The 21,873-nt window shown below is 62.4% G+C and carries 20 protein-coding genes; 12 read left to right on the plus strand and 8 right to left on the minus strand.

The window, feature by feature from the left end; all coding sequences use genetic code 11:
• The first annotated feature begins 205 nt into the window (after positions 1-205).
• The 10 genes from ACKPCU_RS01290 to ACKPCU_RS01335 all read left to right on the plus strand — a co-directional run bounded on the left by ACKPCU_RS01290 (position 206) and on the right by ACKPCU_RS01335 (position 10,582).
• Complete coding sequence (locus tag ACKPCU_RS01290) at positions 206-724, plus strand: sigma-70 family RNA polymerase sigma factor (RefSeq protein ID WP_321349236.1); 519 nt, start codon at positions 206-208, stop codon at positions 722-724.
• Positions 721-1,665, plus strand: coding sequence for a FecR domain-containing protein (locus ACKPCU_RS01295; protein ID WP_321349238.1), 945 nt, complete (start codon positions 721-723; stop codon positions 1,663-1,665). Before ACKPCU_RS01290 ends, ACKPCU_RS01295 begins: the two co-directional genes overlap by 4 nt.
• 94 nt (positions 1,666-1,759) lie before the next feature.
• Positions 1,760-4,783: a TonB-dependent receptor gene (locus tag ACKPCU_RS01300; protein WP_321349241.1), complete on the plus strand. Its 3,024-nt coding sequence runs from the start codon at positions 1,760-1,762 to the stop codon at positions 4,781-4,783.
• 98 nt (positions 4,784-4,881) lie between these two features.
• Positions 4,882-5,628: a Slam-dependent surface lipoprotein gene (locus tag ACKPCU_RS01305; RefSeq protein WP_321349243.1), complete on the plus strand. Its 747-nt coding sequence runs from the start codon at positions 4,882-4,884 to the stop codon at positions 5,626-5,628.
• A 120-nt stretch (positions 5,629-5,748) separates the two neighbouring features.
• A complete protein-coding gene (locus ACKPCU_RS01310) occupies positions 5,749-7,218 on the plus strand; it encodes a surface lipoprotein assembly modifier (RefSeq protein ID WP_321349245.1) in 1,470 nt (489 codons plus the stop codon).
• A gap of 116 nt (positions 7,219-7,334) precedes the next feature.
• On the plus strand, positions 7,335-7,961 hold the full coding sequence (locus ACKPCU_RS01315) for a biliverdin-producing heme oxygenase (RefSeq protein WP_321349246.1): 627 nt from the start codon (positions 7,335-7,337) through the stop codon (positions 7,959-7,961).
• Between the two features lie 5 nt (positions 7,962-7,966).
• The gene (locus tag ACKPCU_RS01320) at positions 7,967-8,341 is read left to right on the plus strand and encodes a YbaN family protein (RefSeq protein WP_188656544.1); all 375 of its coding nucleotides are present in this window, start codon (positions 7,967-7,969) and stop codon (positions 8,339-8,341) included.
• Positions 8,342-8,534: 193 nt separating this feature from the next.
• Positions 8,535-9,251 (plus strand): hypothetical protein, encoded by a 717-nt coding sequence (locus ACKPCU_RS01325; RefSeq protein ID WP_321349250.1) that lies wholly within the window; start codon positions 8,535-8,537, stop codon positions 9,249-9,251.
• Between the two features lie 168 nt (positions 9,252-9,419).
• On the plus strand, positions 9,420-10,274 hold the full coding sequence (locus ACKPCU_RS01330) for an SDR family NAD(P)-dependent oxidoreductase (protein WP_104739086.1): 855 nt from the start codon (positions 9,420-9,422) through the stop codon (positions 10,272-10,274).
• A gap of 98 nt (positions 10,275-10,372) precedes the next feature.
• On the plus strand, positions 10,373-10,582 hold the full coding sequence (locus tag ACKPCU_RS01335) for a YgdI/YgdR family lipoprotein (protein ID WP_321349252.1): 210 nt from the start codon (positions 10,373-10,375) through the stop codon (positions 10,580-10,582).
• Between the two features lie 22 nt (positions 10,583-10,604).
• Here the strand turns inward: ACKPCU_RS01335 and ACKPCU_RS01340 are convergent, their stop codons facing one another.
• On the minus strand, positions 10,605-11,045 hold the full coding sequence (locus tag ACKPCU_RS01340) for a hypothetical protein (RefSeq protein ID WP_321349254.1): 441 nt from the start codon (positions 11,043-11,045) through the stop codon (positions 10,605-10,607).
• Between the two features lie 265 nt (positions 11,046-11,310).
• Here ACKPCU_RS01340 and ACKPCU_RS01345 point away from each other — a divergent pair, with 265 nt between their 5' ends.
• Positions 11,311-11,958: a response regulator gene (locus tag ACKPCU_RS01345; protein WP_170063082.1), complete on the plus strand. Its 648-nt coding sequence runs from the start codon at positions 11,311-11,313 to the stop codon at positions 11,956-11,958.
• Here ACKPCU_RS01345 and ACKPCU_RS01350 read toward each other — a convergent pair.
• The 6 genes from ACKPCU_RS01350 to ACKPCU_RS01375 form a co-directional block, all read right to left on the minus strand.
• A complete protein-coding gene (locus ACKPCU_RS01350) occupies positions 11,931-13,688 on the minus strand; it encodes a hybrid sensor histidine kinase/response regulator (RefSeq protein WP_321349257.1) in 1,758 nt (585 codons plus the stop codon). The two genes, ACKPCU_RS01345 and ACKPCU_RS01350, sit on opposite strands and share 28 nt — an antisense overlap.
• 75 nt (positions 13,689-13,763) lie before the next feature.
• The gene (locus tag ACKPCU_RS01355) at positions 13,764-15,236 is read right to left on the minus strand and encodes a PepSY domain-containing protein (RefSeq protein WP_321349259.1); all 1,473 of its coding nucleotides are present in this window, start codon (positions 15,234-15,236) and stop codon (positions 13,764-13,766) included.
• A 46-nt stretch (positions 15,237-15,282) separates the two neighbouring features.
• Positions 15,283-17,445 (minus strand): TonB-dependent receptor, encoded by a 2,163-nt coding sequence (locus tag ACKPCU_RS01360; protein WP_321349261.1) that lies wholly within the window; start codon positions 17,443-17,445, stop codon positions 15,283-15,285.
• Positions 17,446-17,536: 91 nt separating this feature from the next.
• Positions 17,537-17,917 (minus strand): DUF2946 family protein, encoded by a 381-nt coding sequence (locus ACKPCU_RS01365; protein ID WP_321349264.1) that lies wholly within the window; start codon positions 17,915-17,917, stop codon positions 17,537-17,539.
• A 103-nt stretch (positions 17,918-18,020) separates the two neighbouring features.
• Positions 18,021-18,176 (minus strand): hypothetical protein, encoded by a 156-nt coding sequence (locus ACKPCU_RS01370; protein WP_170063083.1) that lies wholly within the window; start codon positions 18,174-18,176, stop codon positions 18,021-18,023.
• Between the two features lie 137 nt (positions 18,177-18,313).
• A complete protein-coding gene (locus tag ACKPCU_RS01375) occupies positions 18,314-20,497 on the minus strand; it encodes a heavy metal translocating P-type ATPase (RefSeq protein ID WP_321349266.1) in 2,184 nt (727 codons plus the stop codon).
• Positions 20,498-20,571: 74 nt separating this feature from the next.
• Between ACKPCU_RS01375 and cadR the strand changes: the two genes are divergently transcribed.
• A complete protein-coding gene (gene cadR / locus ACKPCU_RS01380; RefSeq protein WP_104739094.1) occupies positions 20,572-21,018 on the plus strand; it encodes a Cd(II)/Pb(II)-responsive transcriptional regulator in 447 nt (148 codons plus the stop codon).
• Positions 21,019-21,068: 50 nt separating this feature from the next.
• On the opposite strand, the gene ACKPCU_RS01385 is transcribed toward cadR, so the two are convergent.
• Entirely contained in the window at positions 21,069-21,743 is a 675-nt protein-coding gene (locus ACKPCU_RS01385) for a tellurite resistance TerB family protein (RefSeq protein ID WP_321349270.1), read from the minus strand.
• Positions 21,744-21,873 lie beyond the last annotated feature (130 nt).

Genomic DNA, 21,873 nt, shown 5'->3' on the forward strand with positions numbered 1-21,873 from the left:
GGAAAGATCTCCGACATCGCGCGGGGGCACCACGCACGGCAATCAATAATAAATATCAAATGATAATATTTATCATTATCCCGATATTCGACCTGCGTCTGTCAAGCCGGAGATCTGCTGCAAGCGGGATTGACAGACTCGACCAACTGGCCCAGCATTAATAATAAGCATTCTCATTTAATCAGAGCCTGCAAGAACGCCTGCCATGAACGCCAGAGATTCCGCCCTACAGCAGCAGATGGCCCAGCTCTACCATGATCACCAATCCTGGCTGTCTGCCTTCCTGCAGCGCCGGCTCGGCTGCTCACATAGCGCCGCTGATCTGGTGCAGGACACTTATCTCCGGCTGTTGAGTAAAGGCAAGTTGCCCGAGCCAGCGCACTCGCGCGGCTACCTGACCCGCATCGCCAAAGGCTTGCTGATAGACCTCTACCGACGGCGGCGCATTGAGCAGGCCTATCTCGACGAGCTGGCCGCTCAGCCCGAGCACACCCACCCCTCCCCTGAGCATTGCTCGGAGATACTTGAAGCCCTGGTAACCATTGACCGCCTGCTGCATGGCCTGCCGGTGAACGTTCGCCGGGCCTTGCTGATGCGCCGCCTGGACGGCATGAGCTATCGCGCCATCGCGGAGGAACTCGGCGTATCGATCTCCTCGGTCGAGAAGTACATCGCCCGAGCGCTGCAAAGCTGCCTGCAGGCCGCACAGGAACTCGAACAGTGAGCCAGCCGCAGCTGTCGCCCGAGCACATCCGCCAGGCCGCACATTGGCTGGCAAGACTCTGGTCGGAACAGGCAACCGCGGAGGACGAACAGGCCTGCGTGCACTGGCGCCAGAGTGACCCGGCCAACGAGTACGCCTGGCAGCAGCTGCAGCAATTGCAAGGGCACTTTGACAGCGTGCCCGCCCGCACAGGTCACCGTGTTCTTGCCCCGGGCAACAGGCTGTCGCGTCGCCAGTTACTGGTGATGACAGGGGTTATAGCGAGCGGTGCAGCTATGACGGGCATAGGTACTCGCCAGCAGTGGCAGCCATTGCTGGCCGACCAGCGCACCGCTACTGGCGAAATGCGCAGCCTACGGCTAGCCGACGGGACACAACTCAAACTCAATACCGCGACCAGCCTTAACCTGCGCAGCGATGCAGCGGGCCATCGACTGCGGCTACTACGGGGCGAGCTGCTGGTCGAGCTGCCCGAAAACGCCCGCTCTCTGCAACTGAGCTGCCGTGACGGCGTCGTTCAGGCACACCATGGCCGCCTTTGCCTGCGCCAGCAGGCACACGACAGCCAACTGGCGGTGTATTCCGGCCAGGCCAGCGTGGAGCTGCAACGCATCGAGGGTGAAAGCGTCACGCTCAATGCTGGCGAAGCGGTCACCTTTTCCGCGCAACGGGTCCAGCCAGTCAGACCGGCAGACACCAATCAACTGGCCTGGATCGACGGCCGGCTGGTGGCAGAACGGATGCCGCTGACGCACTTTCTTGCCGAACTGGGCCGCTACCGCCAAGGCATGCTGCGTGCCGATCCCGACCTCGCCCGGTTACAACTGACCGGCGTTTTCTCGCTGCGGAACACCGACGTCACCCTCGCCAGGTTGCCCGAGGTGCTGCCGGTGCGACTGCGCTATTTCAGCCGCTATTGGGTCAAAGTCGAGCCAGCCTGAACACGAAAGATAATAATATTTCGCATTCGCATTGAGGGTTTCACCAGCTCACTCGGTGTATCGGGAAACACCGACACACGAGACAGAACCACTCATGCTACGCGGCCAGACTCTACGCCATACACCGCTCACCATTGCACTGCACCTGGGATTAGGCATCAGCTGCCTTGGCAGCAGCCTGCCGGGCTACGCCCAGACGGCAACCGCTCAGACGTTCGACATTCCGGCAGGCAGCCTGGACCAGGTACTCAACCGCTTTGCCCTGGAGGCCGGCATCGAGCTGTATCTGGACGCCGCGCTTACTCAAGGCGTACAGAGCCCGGGGCTGCAGGGCCACTACAGCGTGGACCAGGCGCTCCACCAGCTGCTGGCCGCCACCGGGCTGAGAGCACAACGCCAGGCTGACGGCGCATGGCGTCTGAGCGCCCTGGCCGCACAAGACGACACCGATACCCTGACTCCCCTGTTCATCGAAGCCGACGAATATCTGATCAGCCGCGACGAAGCAGGCCACGACAGCGTCTATGACGACAACATCTCCAGCGTTTACTCCGGTAAGGAACAGATCGAGCGCTACAAGGGCGCCAACCCGGCTGACCTGTTCAAGGGCATGCTCAACGTCTACACCGGCGACGCCCGCAACAGCGGCGGCCTGGACCCGAACATTCGCGGTATTCAAGGTCCCGGCCGCGTGCCACTGACCATCGACGGCACCGAGCAGGCGATGTCGGTCTGGCGCGGCTACAACGGCGCCTCCAACCGCAGCTACATCGACCCCAACCTGATCGGCGGTATCAAGGTGATCAAGGGGCCGAACATCGAGCGCAACGTCAACAGCTCGGTGGGCGGCGCCGTGGTCGCCAGCACCATCGACGTGGAAGATATCCTGGCCGAGGGCGAGCGTTTTGGCGGCGAGCTGAAACTGGAGGCTGGCAACAACACCGTCAACCCGCGCATCCCGCAGCTGCACACCGGTGAAATTTTCTACAACGTGCCGGGCTTCCCGATGAACCCGAGCGTACCCAGCAGCGACCCGACCCTGCGCGTCAACCTCAAGACCAGCAGCGACGATAAACTGCTGTCGGGCAACGATCACGCCTACCGGCTGGCGCTCGGCACCCGGCAGGAGCGCTTCGAGTTACTGGGCGCGTACGCCTTTCGCGAGCACGGCAACTACTTCTCCGGCAAAAACGGCGCGGGCTTCTACTCACAGCCGGATACCGGTGAGCGCACCCAGGAATACTCGCAAAGCCTGGCGCTGGACTTTCACCCCGGTGACGAGGTGCCCAACACCTCCAGCAAGATGGAATCCTGGCTGTTCAAGGCGCGCTGGAAGTTCGACGACGACCACAGCCTGACCTTCGGTTACCGCGACACCGACATGCTCTACGGCGAAATCCTGCCTACCCGATTGGCCAACGCCGACGACAAGGGCGCCGTGCAATGGCCGCTCAGCCATGTGGATGCCAAAGCCTACAACCTCGAATACGAGTTCAACCCGGAAAGCCGCTGGGTCGACCTGTACGCCAACCTCTGGACCACGCGTACCGAGAGCGACACCTACAGCGCGGGCGGCTTTCCCAACTACGCCACCTGGGCAGACCCGGTGCTGCGCAATACCGCCGTAGCCAACGCCGATCAGAACCGCGTGGGCATCACCCTGAGCAACCAGCTGGCGCTGGCCAGCAGCCTGGACCTGACCCTGGGCGGCAGTTACCAGCACGAGAAGCTGCGCTCCGGCGACGTTTACAACGGCGTCGACGACGGTTGGCGCATGTTTCCGCGTGCCGGGCGCCGCGCCGAGAGCGAGTTCAACTTCAACTTCGACTGGCGCCCCACCGACTTTCTTACCCTGGATCTTGGCGCCCGCTACTCATCCTACTGGGCCAAGGATGACTTTCTGGCCGGGCAGCAGGCGGCGGGCAATTTGATTAACACTGTGGTCCAAACGCACTACGAAGCGACTTATCGCACTATCGAGACCTATACCGATGAAGAAATGGAGGCAAGGAGGGAAAGCACACGGCCACAGTTGGAAGGTTTCGGCTTCTCCGAGGCTGAAATTGCCGAGATTCTTGCCAACCTGAGCACCACCTACACCGCCACCCATGTGGTCGACTGGCGACCCGACAGCGATGGTCGCTACAGCCGAGCAAACAATGCCTGCCTGAACGGCACCCTGGACAACATCGACAACCTTAGCGGCGACTGCACCATTGGCAGTAGCCCAGGCACAACGGCGGTCGTGGCCACCCCCGTCAAAACCCGCCGCGGTCACGACTGGACCCCGGTCGCCTCGGCCGCCCTGCGCCTGAGCGATGACAGCCGTGTCTACCTGCGCTACAGCGAGGCCGTGCGTTACCCCAGCATGTTCGAGAGCACCATCGGCTTTTCTGCCTCGCTCAACCCGTTCTACACCCTCAAACCTGAGCACGCGTTCAACTACGAGATCGGCTACGTGCACAACCTCACCGGTCTGCTCAACGCCGAACGCTACGCCGATTTCAAGCTGGCCTACTACCAGCACCGCACCAAGGACGTGATCGAGCGCAGCACCAACTTCCTGTTCTACAACATTGACCAGCAAACCCTGCGCGGCATCGAGCTGCAAACCCGCTACGACAACGACGGCCTGTTTGGTGACTTCAGCCTGGCCTGGAATTTGGAAAACGAAGTCTGCGACGAGAGTTCCGCCGCGCTGGCCGACCCGCGCTTTGGCTCGGTGCCCGACTGTGTCGAGAACGGTTTTATGGGTGGCTATCTGATCTCCCACGCTATCCCGCGTTACTCGGCCAACCTTAATTTTGGCGGCCGGCTGTTCAACGACAAGCTCGAACTCGGCAGCCGCGTCACCTACTACAGCAAACACGAAAACAGCGACCTGGACGACTACAAGGCCAACGCAGAGACCAACAAACTCGCCATTTACAACCTGCCACTGTCCTGGGGCAGCGTGACCACCTACGACGCCTACGTCAGCTTTCGGCCCCGAGACGACATCACCCTGGAGCTGGTCGGCAGCAACCTGACCGACGAGTACTACATCGACCCAACCTCGCGTTCCGCCGTCGCGGCCCCCGGCCGCGCGCTGAAACTGAGCCTCACGGCACAGTTCTGATTCACCCCACAACCAGGAGGGCACCACCGCATAAACCCGTAACCGCAACACCCAAGCAAGCGCAGTACAACTCACACATCAAACATAAGGTGATTCACATGAAAGCGATTTATCTGTCTGTTCTGGCCACCAGCCTGTTGAGTGTCAGCGCCCTGTCGCAGGCCGCCGTGATTGGCGCGGAAAGCGACGACACTAATATTGAGGTCGGTACCTCCAACATCCCCTTCGGCCCACACACAGCTGGACTCCCTGGAGTCGGTGTATACACCACCGGTCTGGCTGCCAAGGTCGACTTTGCCGGCCTGAGCAGCTACAGCACCCAAAGTAATGGTGTTTACACCCTGAACGCGCCGATCAACGTGGACGAACCCGACCACAGCGGCCTTGGCGTGTTCAACTTCGCCAAGGTCAGCAACGCCAATGTCTACTTTGGCGAGTGGTCACAAACCGGCACCACGGGCGACAGCAGCCGCACCGTGTACTACGTCGGCGACGACACCGGCACCAGCGTGCCCACCAGCGGCACGGCAACCTACAGCGTGGCCGGCATCAATGACTACTCCGGCAGCAACCTGATGAGCGGGACCTTCACTGCCAACTTTGGCACCAACAGCCTGACCGGTTCGCTGTCTAACAGCAGCCTGGCGGTGAATATCGGCAGCGCCAGCTTCGACAGTGCAGGCAACATCAGCAGCACAACCGCCACTGCCAACGGCTCGGCAGGCGTGGCAACCGGCGGCCAGGTCAGCGGCAACTTCTTCGGTAACGACGCAGCCGCCCTTGCGGGTATCGCCACCTTCAGCAACCGCGACTACGACACCGCCTTCGGCGGCACCAAAGACTGATCGCGCTTGCCTGCCACGGCCATGGCAGGTGCTGATACCGGGCCGAAGTCACCGCTGCAGAGGAGGCTTCGGCCCTGCCCGTTCCGGCCGCGCAACACGGCCAGCCACGCAAGAGTTTCTATGCTTCGCCACCATTTTCTTGTGCTTCCCGCCCTGCTCCTGCTACTCGCCAGCGCTGCGCTGCAGGCCGCCGACGAAGACACCAACCTGCGGCTCAACCAGCGCATTGAGGGCAACGCCAACGTTCAGGAGCAAGAGCTGCTGGAAGGCGAGTTGGATGAGCAGCCCAGCATTACCCTCAATGGCGAAACCCTCGCCATCGGCAACAACACCAACGATCTCGGCCGCGCGCTGTACCTGTCGCTCGGCCATCAACAATGGCAGGCCGCCAGCGCTTTTTTGCAACGCTACCGTGCCCTGCCCGACGCCGACCCCATGCTGCTGGCCTACGCCGACGGCATGTTGGCCCGCGTGCGCGGCAACTATGTCGAAGCACAAGCGCACTTTCGCCAATTGCTGACACTGCAGCCCGAGTTTCTGCCCGGCCAACTGGAACTGGCGAGGGTGCTGTTCGAAGATCAGCAGGACCGCGCAGCCCAGGCCCTGTTTCAGCGGATACGGGCACGGCTTCCAGCTGATGATCCGCGCGCAGAGGGCGTGCGCACCAGCGTCGGCCGTTTTCTAGCCGCACTGGATCAGCGCCAACGCTGGCAGGGCTCTATCAACCTCGGCGTGACCTGGAGCGACAACCTCAACCAGAGCTCCGAGAGCGACACCTGCCTGCTCAGTGCCGGCAGCGGCACCTGCATCGTGCGCCGCACCCTGCCCGAGGCGATCAGCGCCAGCGGCCTGGATTACGAGGCCACCCTAAACCGACGCGTCGCCATCAGCGGCCATCACGGCGTTTACGCCCGCGCCTTGCTGTACGGCTACAGCTATCAAGACCACAGCGAGTACAACGAAAGCACGCTGATCACCAACCTGGGCTACAGCTACCGCGACGCGCGTAATCACTACAGCCTGGCGCCGAGCTTCGAGACCAACCGGGTCGGCAACGAGGCCATGTATTCAGCCTGGGGTGCCCGGGCCGAGTGGCTGCACACTCTGAGCCAGCGCAGCGCGTTCAAGCTGGAGGCCAACTACCGCGACCTGCGCTACCGCGAGCGCGTTTACCGCTACAACAATGGCGGCAACAGTGCGCTCTACTTCACCGCCTGGAACCAGCTATCACCACGCTGGACGCTGTTTGGCGGGCTGGATGTGAGCGAGCGCAGAACCGCAGAAAGCGCCTACGGTTATCTGCAAAGCGGTGTCAGGCTGGGCGCCTCAATGACCCTGCAGAGCGGCCTGCGTACGAGCCTGTTCAGCAGCTTCCGCCACCGCGAATACAGCGACTTCAACGCGCTGCTCGGCAACCGCCGCCGCGATGACGAATCCAGCCACACGCTGATTGTCAGTGCGCCCCGTTGGGCACTGCTGGGCTTTACCCCCAACCTGACGCTGAAACACACGCGCGTGCGCAGCAACGTCGACTGGCTCTACTCCTATCAGCGCACACAGCTGAGCCTGCGTATGGAAAAGATTTTCTGATTGGGCAAAAAAACCTGCTCGGCCATTACGGAAACAGGGTGCCTCGTTCGTTAAGTAGATAGAGACGTTGAACAGCACCGTCACCCAACCTCATCCCCCGCATGCAAGGATCGACCATGACCTCGGCAGACAGCATCACCGTGCCCCTGAGCCGCTACCTGAAAGAACAGACCACCTCGACCCACGAGAGCCTGGACCAGCGCATCATGGCGCTGGCGCCGTTCTCAAGTCACGCCCGCTTTGCCTGCTTCCTGCGTATGCAGCTGCGCCTGCACCATGCCACCGCACCGCTCTACCAGCAGCCGGAACTGCAGGCGTTGCTGCCGGGTCTGGCCGACCGCAATCGGCTGCCGGCAATCCTGCTCGACTGCGTTGATTTCGCCATCAGTCAGGAACAGCAGGAACAAGACCGCCTGGCAGGGCAGGCAGCAGGACCGAAGAATGTCGCGCAGGCGCTGGGGTGGCTCTACACCCATGAGGGCTCGACGCTGGGTGCTGCCTTCCTGCTCAAGCAGGCCCGCGCAGAGCTGGGGCTCAGCGAAACCTTTGGTGCCCGCCATCTGGCCGGCCACAGCGACGGTCGCGGCCTGCACTGGCGCGAATTCAAGCAGGCGCTGGACAGCCTGCCTCTGTCCGCCGAAGAGCGGGCCGAAGCGGTGACCGGTGCGCGTGACGCCTTCGCCTTTGTTCGCACGGCGGTAGAGGAGCTGATGGCAGGCCAGCAACCGGGCGCGGCGGTCTGAGCGCTATGCTGATACGCCTTGGCTGGCGCCTGCTGGCGCTGACATTCGTCGGGCTCGGCTTGATCGGTGCTGTGCTGCCGGGCATGCCCACCACCGTTTTCATGCTGCTGGCGGTCTGGGCCGCGGGCAAGGGCTGGCCGCCCCTGGCTGCCTGGCTGATCAACCACCCGCGCTTCGGGCCACCGATCCAGCAATGGCAGCAGCACCGGGCAATACCGCGCCGCGCCAAGTGGCTGGCCGCAATCAGCATGTTCGTCAGCATGCCTCTGATCTGCCTGAGCGCTCCCAGTCCCTGGGTGCAGTGGCTGGTGCCCTCCAGTATGTGTCTGGTGCTGCTCTGGCTGTGCACCCGACCGGAGTCAACCGGCGTTGGGGTCTGAGCCACGGCAAGCCGTTATCTTGCTCAACGAGTCGACATTTTTATCGACCGGCGACCACAGGCTGGCGCATTTGCGGTAGAGTCGCCGCGCCCGAGTGAAAAACCCCGCTGGTTGACCCCGCAGCAGCGCCTGCCTGCGGCGGGCAGGGCACTTCACAGTGAACGTGAAACCTATTTCAGGAGAATACCGAGATATGAAATCCCCCCGCATCCAAGCAGCTCTGCTGAGCCTGATCGCCGCCGGCTTGCTGACAGCCACCCAGACCCACGCCTTCGGTCTGGATTCGCTCAAGTCCGCCGCCGGTGCCGCCCTCAGCGCCAACGGCCAGGGCAGCGACAACGCCGGTGCCGACACCCTGGCACAACAGCAGGATGCGCTGATGCAACGCTTCAACGCCAGCATGAACAACATGCTGACCGCCCAGGCTAAGACGCTGGAAGCCACCGGCCAGTCCGACCTCGCCAGCCGTACCCTGGCCGCTGCTGCTAACTACGCCCAAGGTGCTACCGCCGATGGTGCAACGATTGCAGCTGACACCGAACTGACCAGCAGCAACCAGGCGCTGATCCAGAGCCTGCTGTCGCAGACCGGCACCCTGAACGGCGAAAACCGCAATACCCTGGCCGAAGCCATCCCCTACTATCAGAACGGTCTGAAGGAAGGCTCCATGCTGAGCGGCGCTTTCCAGAGCTGGCTCGATAGCGCCAAGGGTAGCGCCGGTTCCCTGCTGTCCAACCCGATGGCAGCTGGTGAACTGACCAGCAGCATCAGCGAAGCCAGCACCGTCGCCCGCAATCTGCCCAGCCTGATCAATGCCTGGAGCGGTACCTCGCAGTCGTTCCTGACCCTGGCCAACGCCAACCAGTTGGACGCCGGCCAGATCCAGTCTATCCTCGCTGCGCTCAACTGAGTTCGGCCTCGCGCTACCCGGGCGCCGTTCGTGCGCCCGGTCTTTTCCTCAACGCCCTCACCCGTTGTTACAGACTGTCGCCCCGGCGACAGATCAGGCATGACACCTGTCAATAAGGTGTTAGCCCGCCCAGGCAAATCAGCCTGCTCAACAACGGAGAACAAGAAAATGGGTTTTGCTTCCAAGGTGGTATGGATCACTGGCGCCTCTTCGGGCATTGGTGAAGCGCTGGCCAAGGCCATGCTGGCGCAAGGTGCCAGCGTTATCCTGTCGGGTCGCCGGGCCGACGCACTGCAGGCACTGGCTGACACAGCACCGGACAACACACTGGTCTTGCCCTTTGAGACTACCGATTACGCTCGCCTGCCTGAGCTGGTTGAGCAAGCCTGGGCCTGGCAGGGACGCATCGACCTGCTGATCAACAACGCCGGCATCAGCCAGCGCAGCCTCGCGTTGGACACCGGCCTGCAGGTCTACCGCCAACTGATGGAGGTTGACTACCTCGCCCCGGTGGCGCTGACCCAGCTGCTATTGCCACGCCTGGTCGAACAGGGCAGCGGCCAACTGGCCGTCGTCAGCTCGGTCGCGGGCAAGATCGGCGTCCCGCTGCGCACCGGCTACTGCGGAGCCAAGCACGCGGTCGTGGGTTACTTCGAGGCGCTGCGCGCGGAGGTCGAGCAGGCTTATGGTATTGGCGTCAGTATCATCCTGCCCGGCTCGGTACGTACCGCGATCGCCGCCAACGCACTCGAAGGTGCCGGCAACGCGCGTGGTCGCTCGGATGCCAACATCGAGAACGGCATCGACCCGGATGACGCAGCGCGTACCATCCTCGACGAACTCAGCGCTGGCAAGCACGACATCATCATCGCTGAGGGCATGGAGCTGATGGCACTGCAGATGCGCGCCAGCGATCCCGAGCGCACCTTCGCGTTCACCGCCGCAGAAGGGGCCAAACTGGCGCAGCAACGGGCAGAGCTTGGCGCAGGCGCCTCTATTGATCCCAACGCCGTCAACACCTGAGCCCACAGTCTGTGGCGACTCGCTGGAGCAGCGGCTAACGTTTATGGGGAAGCGCATCACAGGTGTGATGCGCACTGCCCTAGCGAAGGACCTGCCCGATGAAACCACTGATCCTGGCGTTACTGTGCACCGTTGCTCTGGCTGGGTGTTCAAGCGAGTACATCATCAGCACCACCAGTGGCGAGCTGATCGCCACCGACAACAAACCCAAACTCGACGAGGACACCGGCATGTACCTGTTCGAAGATGATGAAGGCCGCGAGCAGGCGATTCCTGCGTCCAGCGTCAAACAGATCATGGAGCGCTGAGCCGGGCAGTTATGCCACTCTGTCAGGCGGGATGCCCGGTAGGGCATTCTGCCGACAGGATACCAAGCACCGCCTGCCGATAGTCCGTCAGCTCGAACCAGAACGGCCCCAGCGACCGATAATCACGCTCCGGCCAGCCGCCCATCGTCCACTGCACCCAGCCTCTATGTTCGCGTACGTCAGCGTAAAGCTGCGAACAGTCGACATCACCGCAGCCGCACCCCAGCAGCACCAGGCGGGCCGGGCGACCTTCAGCACTGCGCTGCCAGGCAGAACGCGCATACCATGCCACGTCATCGACCAGCAAAAAGGTATCGTCGAACGGCAGGTATCCCTGCGCCAACTCAAACTGCCGCACCAGAGCAGTCAACGGCTGGCCGTCAATCAGCACTTGCAGATGCTTGTCCTCAGCATTCCTTGCCTGGTCGGCAAGCGCGTGCCAGCGCAGTTGCAACGTGTTCACACAACTCTCCCGGTTCAGCGACGACTCTAACGGCAAGCAGTATATCGGCCACGCCGTTCAATGCCAGCCAGCGGAAGGCGGCGATGCCAGCACAGTACGCCTGGATACGAATAGTGGCCAGCCGAGCACTAGCCATTAGAGGTAAATTGAGGGCGATCCGTCGACATACCCGTCATGCGCGCGTATCACTCACCTACAATGCCAGGCAGGGTAACTATCCGAACAACCAAGCGCACGCGAAGACGAAAGGAGCACGCAGAAACCAATGAAGATACTCGTGGTAGACGACCACCAGTTGTTCATCGACGGAGTACGCTACCTGCTGCAACAGCTGGAGGATGAGGTCGAAGTCGTTGAATGCAACAACAGCGCGTCCGCTATCGAGTTGCTGGAGTCGCCAGCGACATTTGATCTGGTGCTGATTGATCTGGTCATGCCGGATCTCAACGGCATCTCGATTATCCAGCGCCTGCACTCACGCGGCGTCTGCCGCCCCCTGGTGGTGATGAGCGGCGAAGACAACCCACGAACCATCAAAGCGGCAATGGACGCCGGCGCACTAGGTTTTATTCCCAAGACCTTCGGCAGTAGCGCCATGCTCGACGCCCTGCGCCAGATTCTTACCGGTGAGCTATTTCTGCCAGAGGGCATGGAGCAACAAATAGCCGCCATGCCCCCTCGCCGTTCAGCGGTGGTGGGTGACATTACCCCACGCCAGCAGGTGGTGCTGGAGTTAATGGCGCTGGGCTACTCCAATCGCCAGATTGCAACCAGCCTGTTCCTGACCGAGCACACCGTCAAGGCCCACATTCGCACCCTGTTCCAGACCCTGCAGGCTGCCAACCGCACCGATTGTGTCCAACTGGCCCGACGCCGGGGGCTGCTTCAGGACACTGCCACCAGCGACAATTGATGCTGGATGGCGCCACGTAGCTCCAGCGGGCGAACCGGCTTATGCAACAGTTTCAGGCCACTCTCTTCCGCTCGCTTCAGCTGCTCTCGGCTGGTTTCGCCGGTCACCAGCAGGCCCGCAACGGGCCTGTCGATCAACGCTCGTATCTGCGCGATCGCCGCCACACCGTTGACACCGTCACCCAGATGCAGGTCCGACAGGACCAGGTCTGGTGCCCTGCCGCCGGAGCGCAAAACCTGCAGCGCATCGTCCAGGTGCTCACAGCTAAGCACGCTAAAGCGCCATCCTTTCAGCAGTGTTTCCATCGCGTTGAGCACATTGCGATCATCGTCGATTACCAGAATCAGCTTACCTGCCGCACGCCAGCTGCTCTGCTCATGACCTTGTTCAACCCGCCGGGCCAGCTGCGGGTTGCCCTGCGGTACGCTGAATGAAAAAACCGAACCGCGCCCCACCTCGGAGCGAAGCTGTAGCGGGTAGTCGAGCAGAGCACACAGCCGACGCACGATGGCCAGGCCGAAGCCCAGCCCCTTGTCACGTTCATCATTGCAGTGCTGCAATTGCTGAAATTCGGTGAATGCCTGTTCCTGCCGATCCGCCGGTATACCGACACCGGTATCCCAGACCTGCACCAGCACCTGGCTGCCCCGACGTCTGGCACTGATCAGGACACCACCACGGTGGGTGTAGCGAAGAGCGTTGCTGATCAGGTTGCGCATGATCCGCTCCAGCAGAGCGCGGTCTGCCAGAACGACCACATCGGGCACATGCATGCGCAGCTGCAGTTCGTGCCGCTCGGCGGTGTCCCGGTATTCTTCGCACAGGCCAGCCAGCATGGTCGCCACATCAAAATGGCTGTATTCGGGCTGAACCACGTTGGCATCTAGGCGAGACATATCGAACAGCGCATCAAACAGCTTACGCATGGCATTCAGTGATTGATCAATCCGACCAAACACCCGAACCTTCTCGCGCTCGTCCTCCACACCCTTGAGCGCATCAATGAACAACGACAGTGCATGCAGCGGCTGACGCAGGTCATGACTGGCTGTCGCCAACACCCGTGATTTGGCATGAATCGCTTCCTGCAGCGCCTCAGACTGCTGTTGCAGCTCCTCCGCCAACGCCGCTCCCTGATAGTGCAGTCGCATTTCCGAACGCACGATGCCATTGAGCTTGCGGGTGAAGGCAACCGTTGCGATCAGGGTCGCCAATACCATCAGCGCCAGCGCCATGTAAGGCAGTTCACCCAGTAACATCAGCTTGATCGCCAGCGCCAACAGAATAGGCGCACCATAGCCGTAATACAGCGGCAGCCAATGGGTACCCGACGACAGCGAACCGACGCCCAGTGTTACCAGCAGGGTCACCAGAAACAGCTGGTGCGGTGCTGACGCTTCGACGAAGAACAGAAACGCAGCCGCGACCCAGAGCAGGCCACAATAAACGGAGGTCGCCAGCAGTCCGCGATGCCAGGGCTCGGCCGTATCTGGGGTAACCTCCGCCTTGCGATAGGCACGGGTAAGCACAAAGCGGGCATAAATGCCCAGCAACAGCAGCAGGAACCAGCCCAACAACAGCAGTGGTGGCTGCCACTGCCACATGACCAGCACCACAGTCAGGGGAACCAGCACCGTAAACGCCGACCACTCACGCATCGTTACGAAGTGCGGGGCCAGTGCATCAAAGGTAATCTGTCGCTCAATCGGGTCCCTGATCGTCCGTGCCATCACACCGCCTTGTCCATGAGTTGACCGCCAAGCATAGCAGGCGGGCAACAGCGCGGCGCGTCGGTGCAAACTCGCTCAGCCGCCCACCCTGGCAGTCGCCGCCCTGCGGCGCCGTCCCGGCCGCAGTCGCCGATACCCAATCACAACACCGCTAACGCTGATCAGCATGCCACCCAAGCTGAAGCCGACCATCCAAACATCCCACAATGGACGATGCTCCAGCAGCGGCAACCAGTCCCAACTGTGCAGCAGCGCAAACAGTACCCGCGAAACCCGCCGCGCCGGACTGCTTTGACCGAGCAGCGCGCCGGTCGCCGGGTCAACCTCTAGCCAACGGCCATCGGCGAAACGGGCACGTAACATCGGCAAGGGTTTTGACAGGTGCCCAAGCATGCTGTGCTCGGCGCGCGGGTAGTAATAGAAATCGTGGGCCGTTAGCCATTCGAACTGCACCTGCTGCGTTGGTGCCATGGCCGCAATCGACGCTTGCAGCAGTTCACGCGGCAGCTGCCCGACCAGCGCGCCAGTCTGCAGGTCCAGCACCCGCTGCTCACCGGCCGCGTTGCTTGCGCTCACCCAGTAGCGGCCAGCGATCCGCCGCCATTGCAGTTCGACCGGCTGCCAGCCACCCACCTGCAGGCGCCGCAGTATGTCGCCAACATCCGTCTGCGCAGGCCGCCCTGACGAGCCGCTGTACTCAGCTACGGCCAGGGTTGGTGCGCGGCTGAAAATGCCCCAGGGGTTCATTGACATCAATCCGCTGAAGATCCAGCAAATCAGCAGCACTCCGGCCACCAGACCGGTAATGTGGTGCCAGCGTGCCCAGCCACGGTAGGGCGAATGACTGCCGCTGCGGTAGCGCCGTCGACGCCAGCGCAGCACACCAATGATCATGCCCAGCAGCCCCATCACGGTGGCGGCCAGCGACAGCCAGATCACGGTGTCCGTCCAAATCGGCTGCAGCGCATTACCGCGTAGCGGATACAGCCAGTGAATCCAGGTACCGACCCAGTTCCAGGCCCGTTCAGTGCCAGTAGCATCACGCACGACCGCACCGGTCTGGCTGGATACATAGATCAGCCGACGCTGCGCGTCGTTCAGCGCAATACGGTAGAGCGGCCGGTCAGCGTCCAGCGCCCGCGAGTGGGTCCAGGCATCCTCGTCGATCAGCGCTTGCAGCTCGGCCGGTGCTCCCGGTGCAAACTGGGCTGCGGCTGCCATCGCCCGCTCGGCATCCATCGGCCCGGCAGGGGTTCCTGTTCGCGCGTCGAGCACCTGCGCAGCCTGGCCTGACCGTGGCAGCAGATACACCGGCTCCCCGCCGATGCTGCTCAGGGTCAGCCCTTCGGGCCAGTCGGCGCCAGCCCTCACCGGCGCAGCGCAGCAGCCCTCAAGCGGCAGCGCCGGCAGGTGCGCCAGATGCTCACGAGGGGTCAGCTTGGGGTAGCCAACATAGAGCATCACCACACCCGAGACGAACCACATGGCCATAAACAGGCACAGGGCAATGCCCAGCCAGCGATGCCATAAGTACAGATAACGTTTCATCGGGATCTCCTGACCGCCGGCCTGCACGGCCGGCGGCACGATTGCATCAGAAACGCGTCTGCAGGCTCAGCTCGACGCTGCGCGGTGCACCCAGATACAGCATGCTGCTCCCGGCCTGCCGGGCGTAGACCTCATCGGTCAGGTTGCGCCCACGCAGGGTCAGCTCGGTCTCAGCGCTGAGCTGGTAACGCACATGCGCCCCAAACAGGGTATAGGACGGCACCCACAGGGTATTGGCCGAATCGGCATAGACCGAAGACACATAGCGGGTATCTAGCCCCAGCAGCCAGTCGGTGACCGGTTCCCAGGTCAGCCAGAGGTTGGCGACCCGCTTGGGTACGTTGCTCGGCCGGTTGCCCGCGTAGGACACAGCGCTGCCGCCGACGTTGGCATTAAACTCGTCGTACTCGGCATCGACCCAGGCCATGTTGCCCTCGGCGCGCACGCTGTCGGTCACCTGCAGCGCCGCTGCCAGTTCGATGCCACGGGCTGACTGCTTGCCGACCGGCAGGGTCTGACCCGGGTTGTTCGGGTCCGCGGTGGAAAGGTCTTCACGCTCCAGCTGATACAGCGACACTGTGGCCGAGCCGCGTCCGTCGAGGAAATCCAGCTTGCTGCCGATTTCCCACTGCTCGCCGGTGGTCAGGTCAAAGTCCTGCACCTGCTTGAAACTGGCGGTGGTGAGAATGCCGGACGGCGGGTCCGCCGCTGTACTGTACTGGACGTAGACGTTAGCTGCCGGCGTGAGTTGGTAGACCAGGCCCAGACGGCCGGTAGTCGGCTCGTAGTTCTGGCTGAAAAACGCCGGATTGGTCGCCGACGGCGTCTGATGGTTGGTGACCTCCAGGTCGATCCAGTCGTGACGCAGGGCGCTGATCAGCGCCAGCCGGTCGGTCAGCTCGGTGCGATTTTCCAGATACAGCGCCCAGGTATCCACCTCGTTGGTGCGCTGCGGATCGTGGCCGGGGGTCATACCGGGAATATCGTAGAACTGGCCCGGATTGAAGTGATCCGGGTCCACCACATCAAATACCGCCGAGATCGAGCGCGGGTAGCGGGTCTGCACGTTGTGGCTGTAGTCCAGCCCCAGCGACCAGTCGCTGCGCCGTGACCAGAGCATGCCCTCATGCAACAGGTCGACGCGGTTGCCGTTCAGCTCCTGATCGTGACGCTGCAGCAATGCAGAGGACCGGCTGATCTGGCTGTTGTCGGCGGTGTAGGTGTAACGCTCCAGATTGCGGTAATCACGCTCGGTGTTGTAGTGGTAATAGGTATTGCGCAGGCGGGTCTGGTCGCTCAGCTGATACTCGGTGATCGAGCGCAGCCAGCGCACCCGCTGCTCGTAACGTCCGTCCTCGACGTTGTAGTTCTCAAAGCGACGACTGTCATCGACCTTCATCTCACCACCCAGCGGCTGCAGCGCCGGGGTGCCCCAGTAGGGACTGTCGACCTGCTCGTTCTGATACTCCAGCGCCAGGGTATGCGACAGCCGTTCGTTGAAATCGGTGCGCAGCGACAGCGCGCCGGTAAAGGCGCTGCGCTCTTCGCGGTCAGCCCAACCGTTGCTGTCGGTCTGGCTGATATCCAGCCGCAGCGTATTGCGCACGGGCCCCTCGGTCAGCAGTTGATTGACGCCCAGCGCCAACTCACGGCTGTCAAAGCTGCCATAGCGGATGCGCGCCTCGCGGAAGGACTCGCTCGGGTCGGCCAGTTTAGTGATGTAGTTGATCGAGCCGCCAACCCCGCCAGCGCCATTAAGAAAGCTGGAGGCACCACCAATGGCCTCAACGCGGTCAAAGATCCAGCTGTCAACCGGGCGTGCGGCGATGCTGTCGTACTGCACGGTGATGCCGTTGAACATCTGCGTCACCTGCGCGCCAGTAAAGCCGCGCCAGGAAACAAAGCCGGCCTGACCGGGCGGCGACGCAGCGGTGACGCCCGGCACGCCGGAGAGAATGTCCTGGGTATCCAGCGCATCACGCTGTTCGATTTGCTCACGGCCAACCACGCTGACCGAGGCGGGGGTTTCCCGCGGCGTCAGCCCAAGCCGCGAACCAGACTCGGCAGGGGTATCAAGTTGCAGGTCGGTGGTCCGATGAACCTTGCCGGTTACGATCAGGGTCGGCAGGTCGGTGGCGTTTTCAGCGTGCACAGGCAAAGCAGGGGCGCACAGCAGTACGCCGCAAAGGGAATATCGCGAATATTTCATTGGTATTGTCCTGACAGAAACACAAGCTCGCCGACGCAACACAACGGCGCAGGCGAGACACAGGGTGGCGTCGAATAAACGCCGGATAAGGTCAGAACAACGGAGAGGCGCGAGGGTTGGCCGGAGGCCAGGCGGAACGCGGCGACACGCGGCGGAACACCGAGCGCGCCATGGGCAAACGGGGGCGGCGCAGCAGCCGCAACCAGAACATGGCAAACAGCAGGCCGATTGCCAGATTAACACCACCGCAGACCGGACAGCTGAAGCTCATCATGGCCGCAGCATCGGCCGCCCCATCCTCCGCGGCCAGATCAATCGAGGCACTGCCAAGCGAACAAAACACCACGCCCGCGCCACTGAGCTGCATGCCCAGCATCTGCCCGTGCAGCAGACCACAGGTCGGCACATTGAGCAGGATGCTGACGTACAGCAACCAGGTAAACAGAGATCGATGGGGGTGGGTCGAGAACATGCGGCGAAGTCTAGCAGCGCGATGCACAGAGCGGAATGGCGGCGATGTCGCAGCCGGTCACCAAGGCAGCGCCCGACCGCAGGCGGGCGCGGAACGATGAAAGTCAGAAGCGGCTGAAAATATCGCTGACAAATACAGCCGGGATACCGGCAAAGGAAGGCGTCGGCAGATCGGACTGCTCGGAAACGATCAGGGTGGCGGCACTGAAGGCCACCGCAAGCACAGCGGGCATCAGCCATGCGGAATAGCGACGAGTCATGTCGTTCTCCTTGCATGCCTCCCGTAGGGGCACACGTATATTGTTGTTATTCGCGAAAAACAGTCTGTTGCAGAAAACGCCACTCGTCCAGCAAAAAATGATACCAATTGTCGGATCGGCTCAGCACCGGCCCTGTTCTAGGGGGTGTCACGCAGCAACCGCAGGCCATTGAAGACCACCAGCAGGCTTACCCCCATGTCGGCAAACACGGCCATCCACATGGTCGCCGACCCGGCCAGCGTCAGGCCGACAAACACCGCCTTTATACCCAGCGCCAGCCAGATGTTCTGGCGCAGCACCCGCAGGGTCCGGCGGGAAAGACGAATGAAGGCCGGCAGTTTACGCAGATCGTCATCCATCAAGGCGACATCAGCGGTCTCGATGGCCGTATCACTGCCGGCAGCGGCCATGGCAAAACCGATATCGGCCGCTGCCAGCGCGGGCGTATCGTTGATACCGTCGCCGACCATGGCGACCCGCCGGCCCGCATTGCTCGCCTGGCGAATCAAGGCAAGCTTGTCGTCGGGCAGCAGGTTGCCGTGAGCGGTGTCGATCCCGACCTGGGTTGCAATGGCCTGTACCGTCGGGGCGTTGTCACCACTTAGGATCATGCTCTCAACACCCAGCGCATGGAGCTCGCGTATGGCGTCACGGCTGCCCAGCTTGAGCGTATCCGCCACGGCAAACAAACCGAGCGCCTGTTGCTCGCTGCATAGCAGCACCAGCGACTTGCCCTCGCGCTCCAGCTGGCTCAGACGATCCTGAATGTCGCTGGTCATCAACCCGCGACCAACCGCGAGCCGCGCATTACCAAGGTAATAGCGCTCACCGTTGAGCAGGCCGCTGACACCCTGACCGGGTATCGCTGTAAAAGCGTCCACCTCCAGCAGTGGTTGCTGATTGGCACTGGCCAGCGCACGGGAGACCGGGTGGTCCGACCGCGCTGCCAGGCTCGCCGCCAACTGCTGAGCACGCTCGGCATTGCCCCCTGCAAGCAGCTCAAAATCGGTCTGTACCGGGCGCCCCTCGGTCAAGGTGCCCGTCTTGTCGAGCGCAATCAGATTGAGCTGTCCGCCCTGCTCCAGATGCACCCCACCCTTGATCAGCAGGCCGCGACGAGCCCCCGCCGCAAGCGCACTGACAATAGTCACCGGGGTCGATATGACCAGCGCACAGGGGCACGCCACAACCAGCAGAACCAAGGCCCGATAGATCCAGTCATACCAGCCGCCCCCCAGAAATAGCGGCGGCAGTATGGCCATTAGTAGCGCCAGCAGGCAGACGGCCGGGGTGTAAAGGGCAGCAAAACGATCGACAAAACGCTGGGTCGGGGCCTGTTCACTTTGCGCCTGCTCCACCGCGTGAATGATGCGCGCCAGCGTGGTCTGTCCGGCAGCCGCAGTAACTCGGTATTCGAGCGTGCCATTCTGGTTGATGGTGCCGGCAAAGACGCTGTCACCGGTCTGCTTCTCAACCGGCATGCTCTCGCCGGTGATCGGCGCCTGATTGACCGTCGAACGCCCGCCAACCACGGTACCGTCGAGCGCAACCCGCTCACCCGGCCGCACCCGGACGCGCGCGCCAACCGCAATCTCCGTTGCGGCAATACCGCGCCAGCTGCCATCCTCCTGCTGCACACTGGCCTGCTCGGGGGCGAGCGCCAACAGCCCACTGATAGCGTCGCGAGCTCGTCCCAGCGAGCGAGCTTCAATGTGCTCGGCAATCGCAAACAGCACCATCACCATCGCCGCTTCCGGCCACTGGCCGATCAACACAGCGCCGGTGACGGCGATGCTCATCAGCGCATTGATATTGAGCGTCCGGTGGCGCAGGGCGACCCAGCCCTTGCGGTAGGTTTCAACCCCGCTAATCAGGATCGCCAACAGCGCCAGGGCCGCACCCAGCCAGGCCGCACCGCCAGCAAAATGCACCACTTCGGCAGCCAGCGCTACAACACCGGCCAGCGCCAACGGCCACCAGGGCTTGTGCTGTGTCGGCTCCGGACGCGCATCGTCAACCAGCAGCCGCGGGCTGAACCCCAGCTCGCGAATCGCCGCGATAACGGCCTCGCGCCGCTCCGGCATGTGACTCACTGACAGCACCCGCTGCAACAGATTGAACTGCAGCGCACCAACCCCGGTCATGCCCGCCAGTTGCTGCCGGATCAAGCGTTCTTCGGTCGGGCAATCCATCTGCTCGATATGGATGCGGCTGACCTGCTCCCCCGCCGCGGGCGTGAGCGCCTGCTCCGGTGATGCGGGTTGAGCGGCACAGCAACGGCTGGCAGGGGTAGCGTGATCATGTGAGTGGTGGGCGGACATGTGACCTCCGGGCAACTTTGAGGCACAGTAGAAACCCTATAGCCACTACAGAGTCAAGAACTCAGGAGACGTCTGTGAAAATCGGCGAACTGGCAAGGCGAACAGACTGCACCGTCGAGACCATCCGCTACTACGAACGCGAAGGCCTGTTGCCCGAACCGCAACGCAGCGAAGGGAACTATCGGCAATATGGCGAACGCCATGTCGAGCAGTTGGTGTTCATCCGCAACTGTCGCCTGCTCGACATGACCCACGTCGAGATTCGGGAACTACTGCAGCTTCGCCGCCAGCCCAATGCCAGCTGCGGCAATGTCAACGGCCTGATTGATGCGCATATCGGTCATGTCAGCGAGCGCATCGCCGCCCTGAGCCTGCTGCAACAGCAACTGGTCGAACTGCGTCAGCAGTGCCGGGAGGGTAATGACGTCGACCACTGCGGCATCATCGCCCAGTTGGAAACCAGCGGCAGCGTGAGCCCGCCCGAGGCGGACTCGCATGTTGGCCGCAGCCACCGGCACTGACACTTAGGCAAGCCCTGATCAATTCCACTCGCCCCGCGGGGTGTTCAGACCTAGACGGTGGTTGCCTGACGCTCCAGCTCGGTGCGCAGCTGCGGGTCCAGCCGCAGCTGACTGGCCAGCTCCTGCAGATAGGCACGCTCCATGAAGTTCTGCTCATCAACGACCAACAGACTGGCCAGATACATTTCGGCCGCCATCTCTGGTGTCTGCGCTGCCTGAGCGATTTCGACCGGGTCCAGCGGTTTGCGCAGCTCGGCGTCGAACCAGGCGTGCAGTTGCGCATCGCCGGTCAGCTTGGCAATTTCGCCATCGATCAGCTCGCGCTCACGATCATCGATATGGCCATCGGCCTTGGCCGCCCCAATCAGCGCCCGCAAAATCCCATGGCTGTGCTGCTCAGCCTGCGGCGCAGGCAGCCGATCAACGGTCTGCGGCTCGCCTTGCGGCGCACTGCTACTGTTTTGTTGCCAGTGCTGCCAAGCCTTGTAGGCCACCACGCCGAGTGCCGCCAAACCACCATATTTGACCGCCTTGCCGCCAATCTTGCGTGCCTTCTTGCTCCCCAACAGCAGGCCCACGGCGCCGGCTGCCAGCGCACCGCCACCCGCCCCGGACAGCAGGCTGCCAAGCTGGCCGGTGCCAGACTTGCCGTGGTTATCTGCGGTGCCGGAAAGCGCGCCACCGGCTGACTTCAACAACTGATCAAGCAGACTCTGGGTGTTCATTTACGTCTCCGCTATTGGCATCTCGTTTGCTTCGACCACAGGAGCAACGCGGGGGTCCTGACGGCCAAGCCACACTTTGTTGCGGTATTTTTCCGCACGCTGGCAGCCAGTGTGGATAACTTGGGCTTAA

This window comes from Halopseudomonas oceani, from assembly GCF_963677335.1.
GTDB lineage: Bacteria > Pseudomonadota > Gammaproteobacteria > Pseudomonadales > Pseudomonadaceae > Halopseudomonas > Halopseudomonas oceani.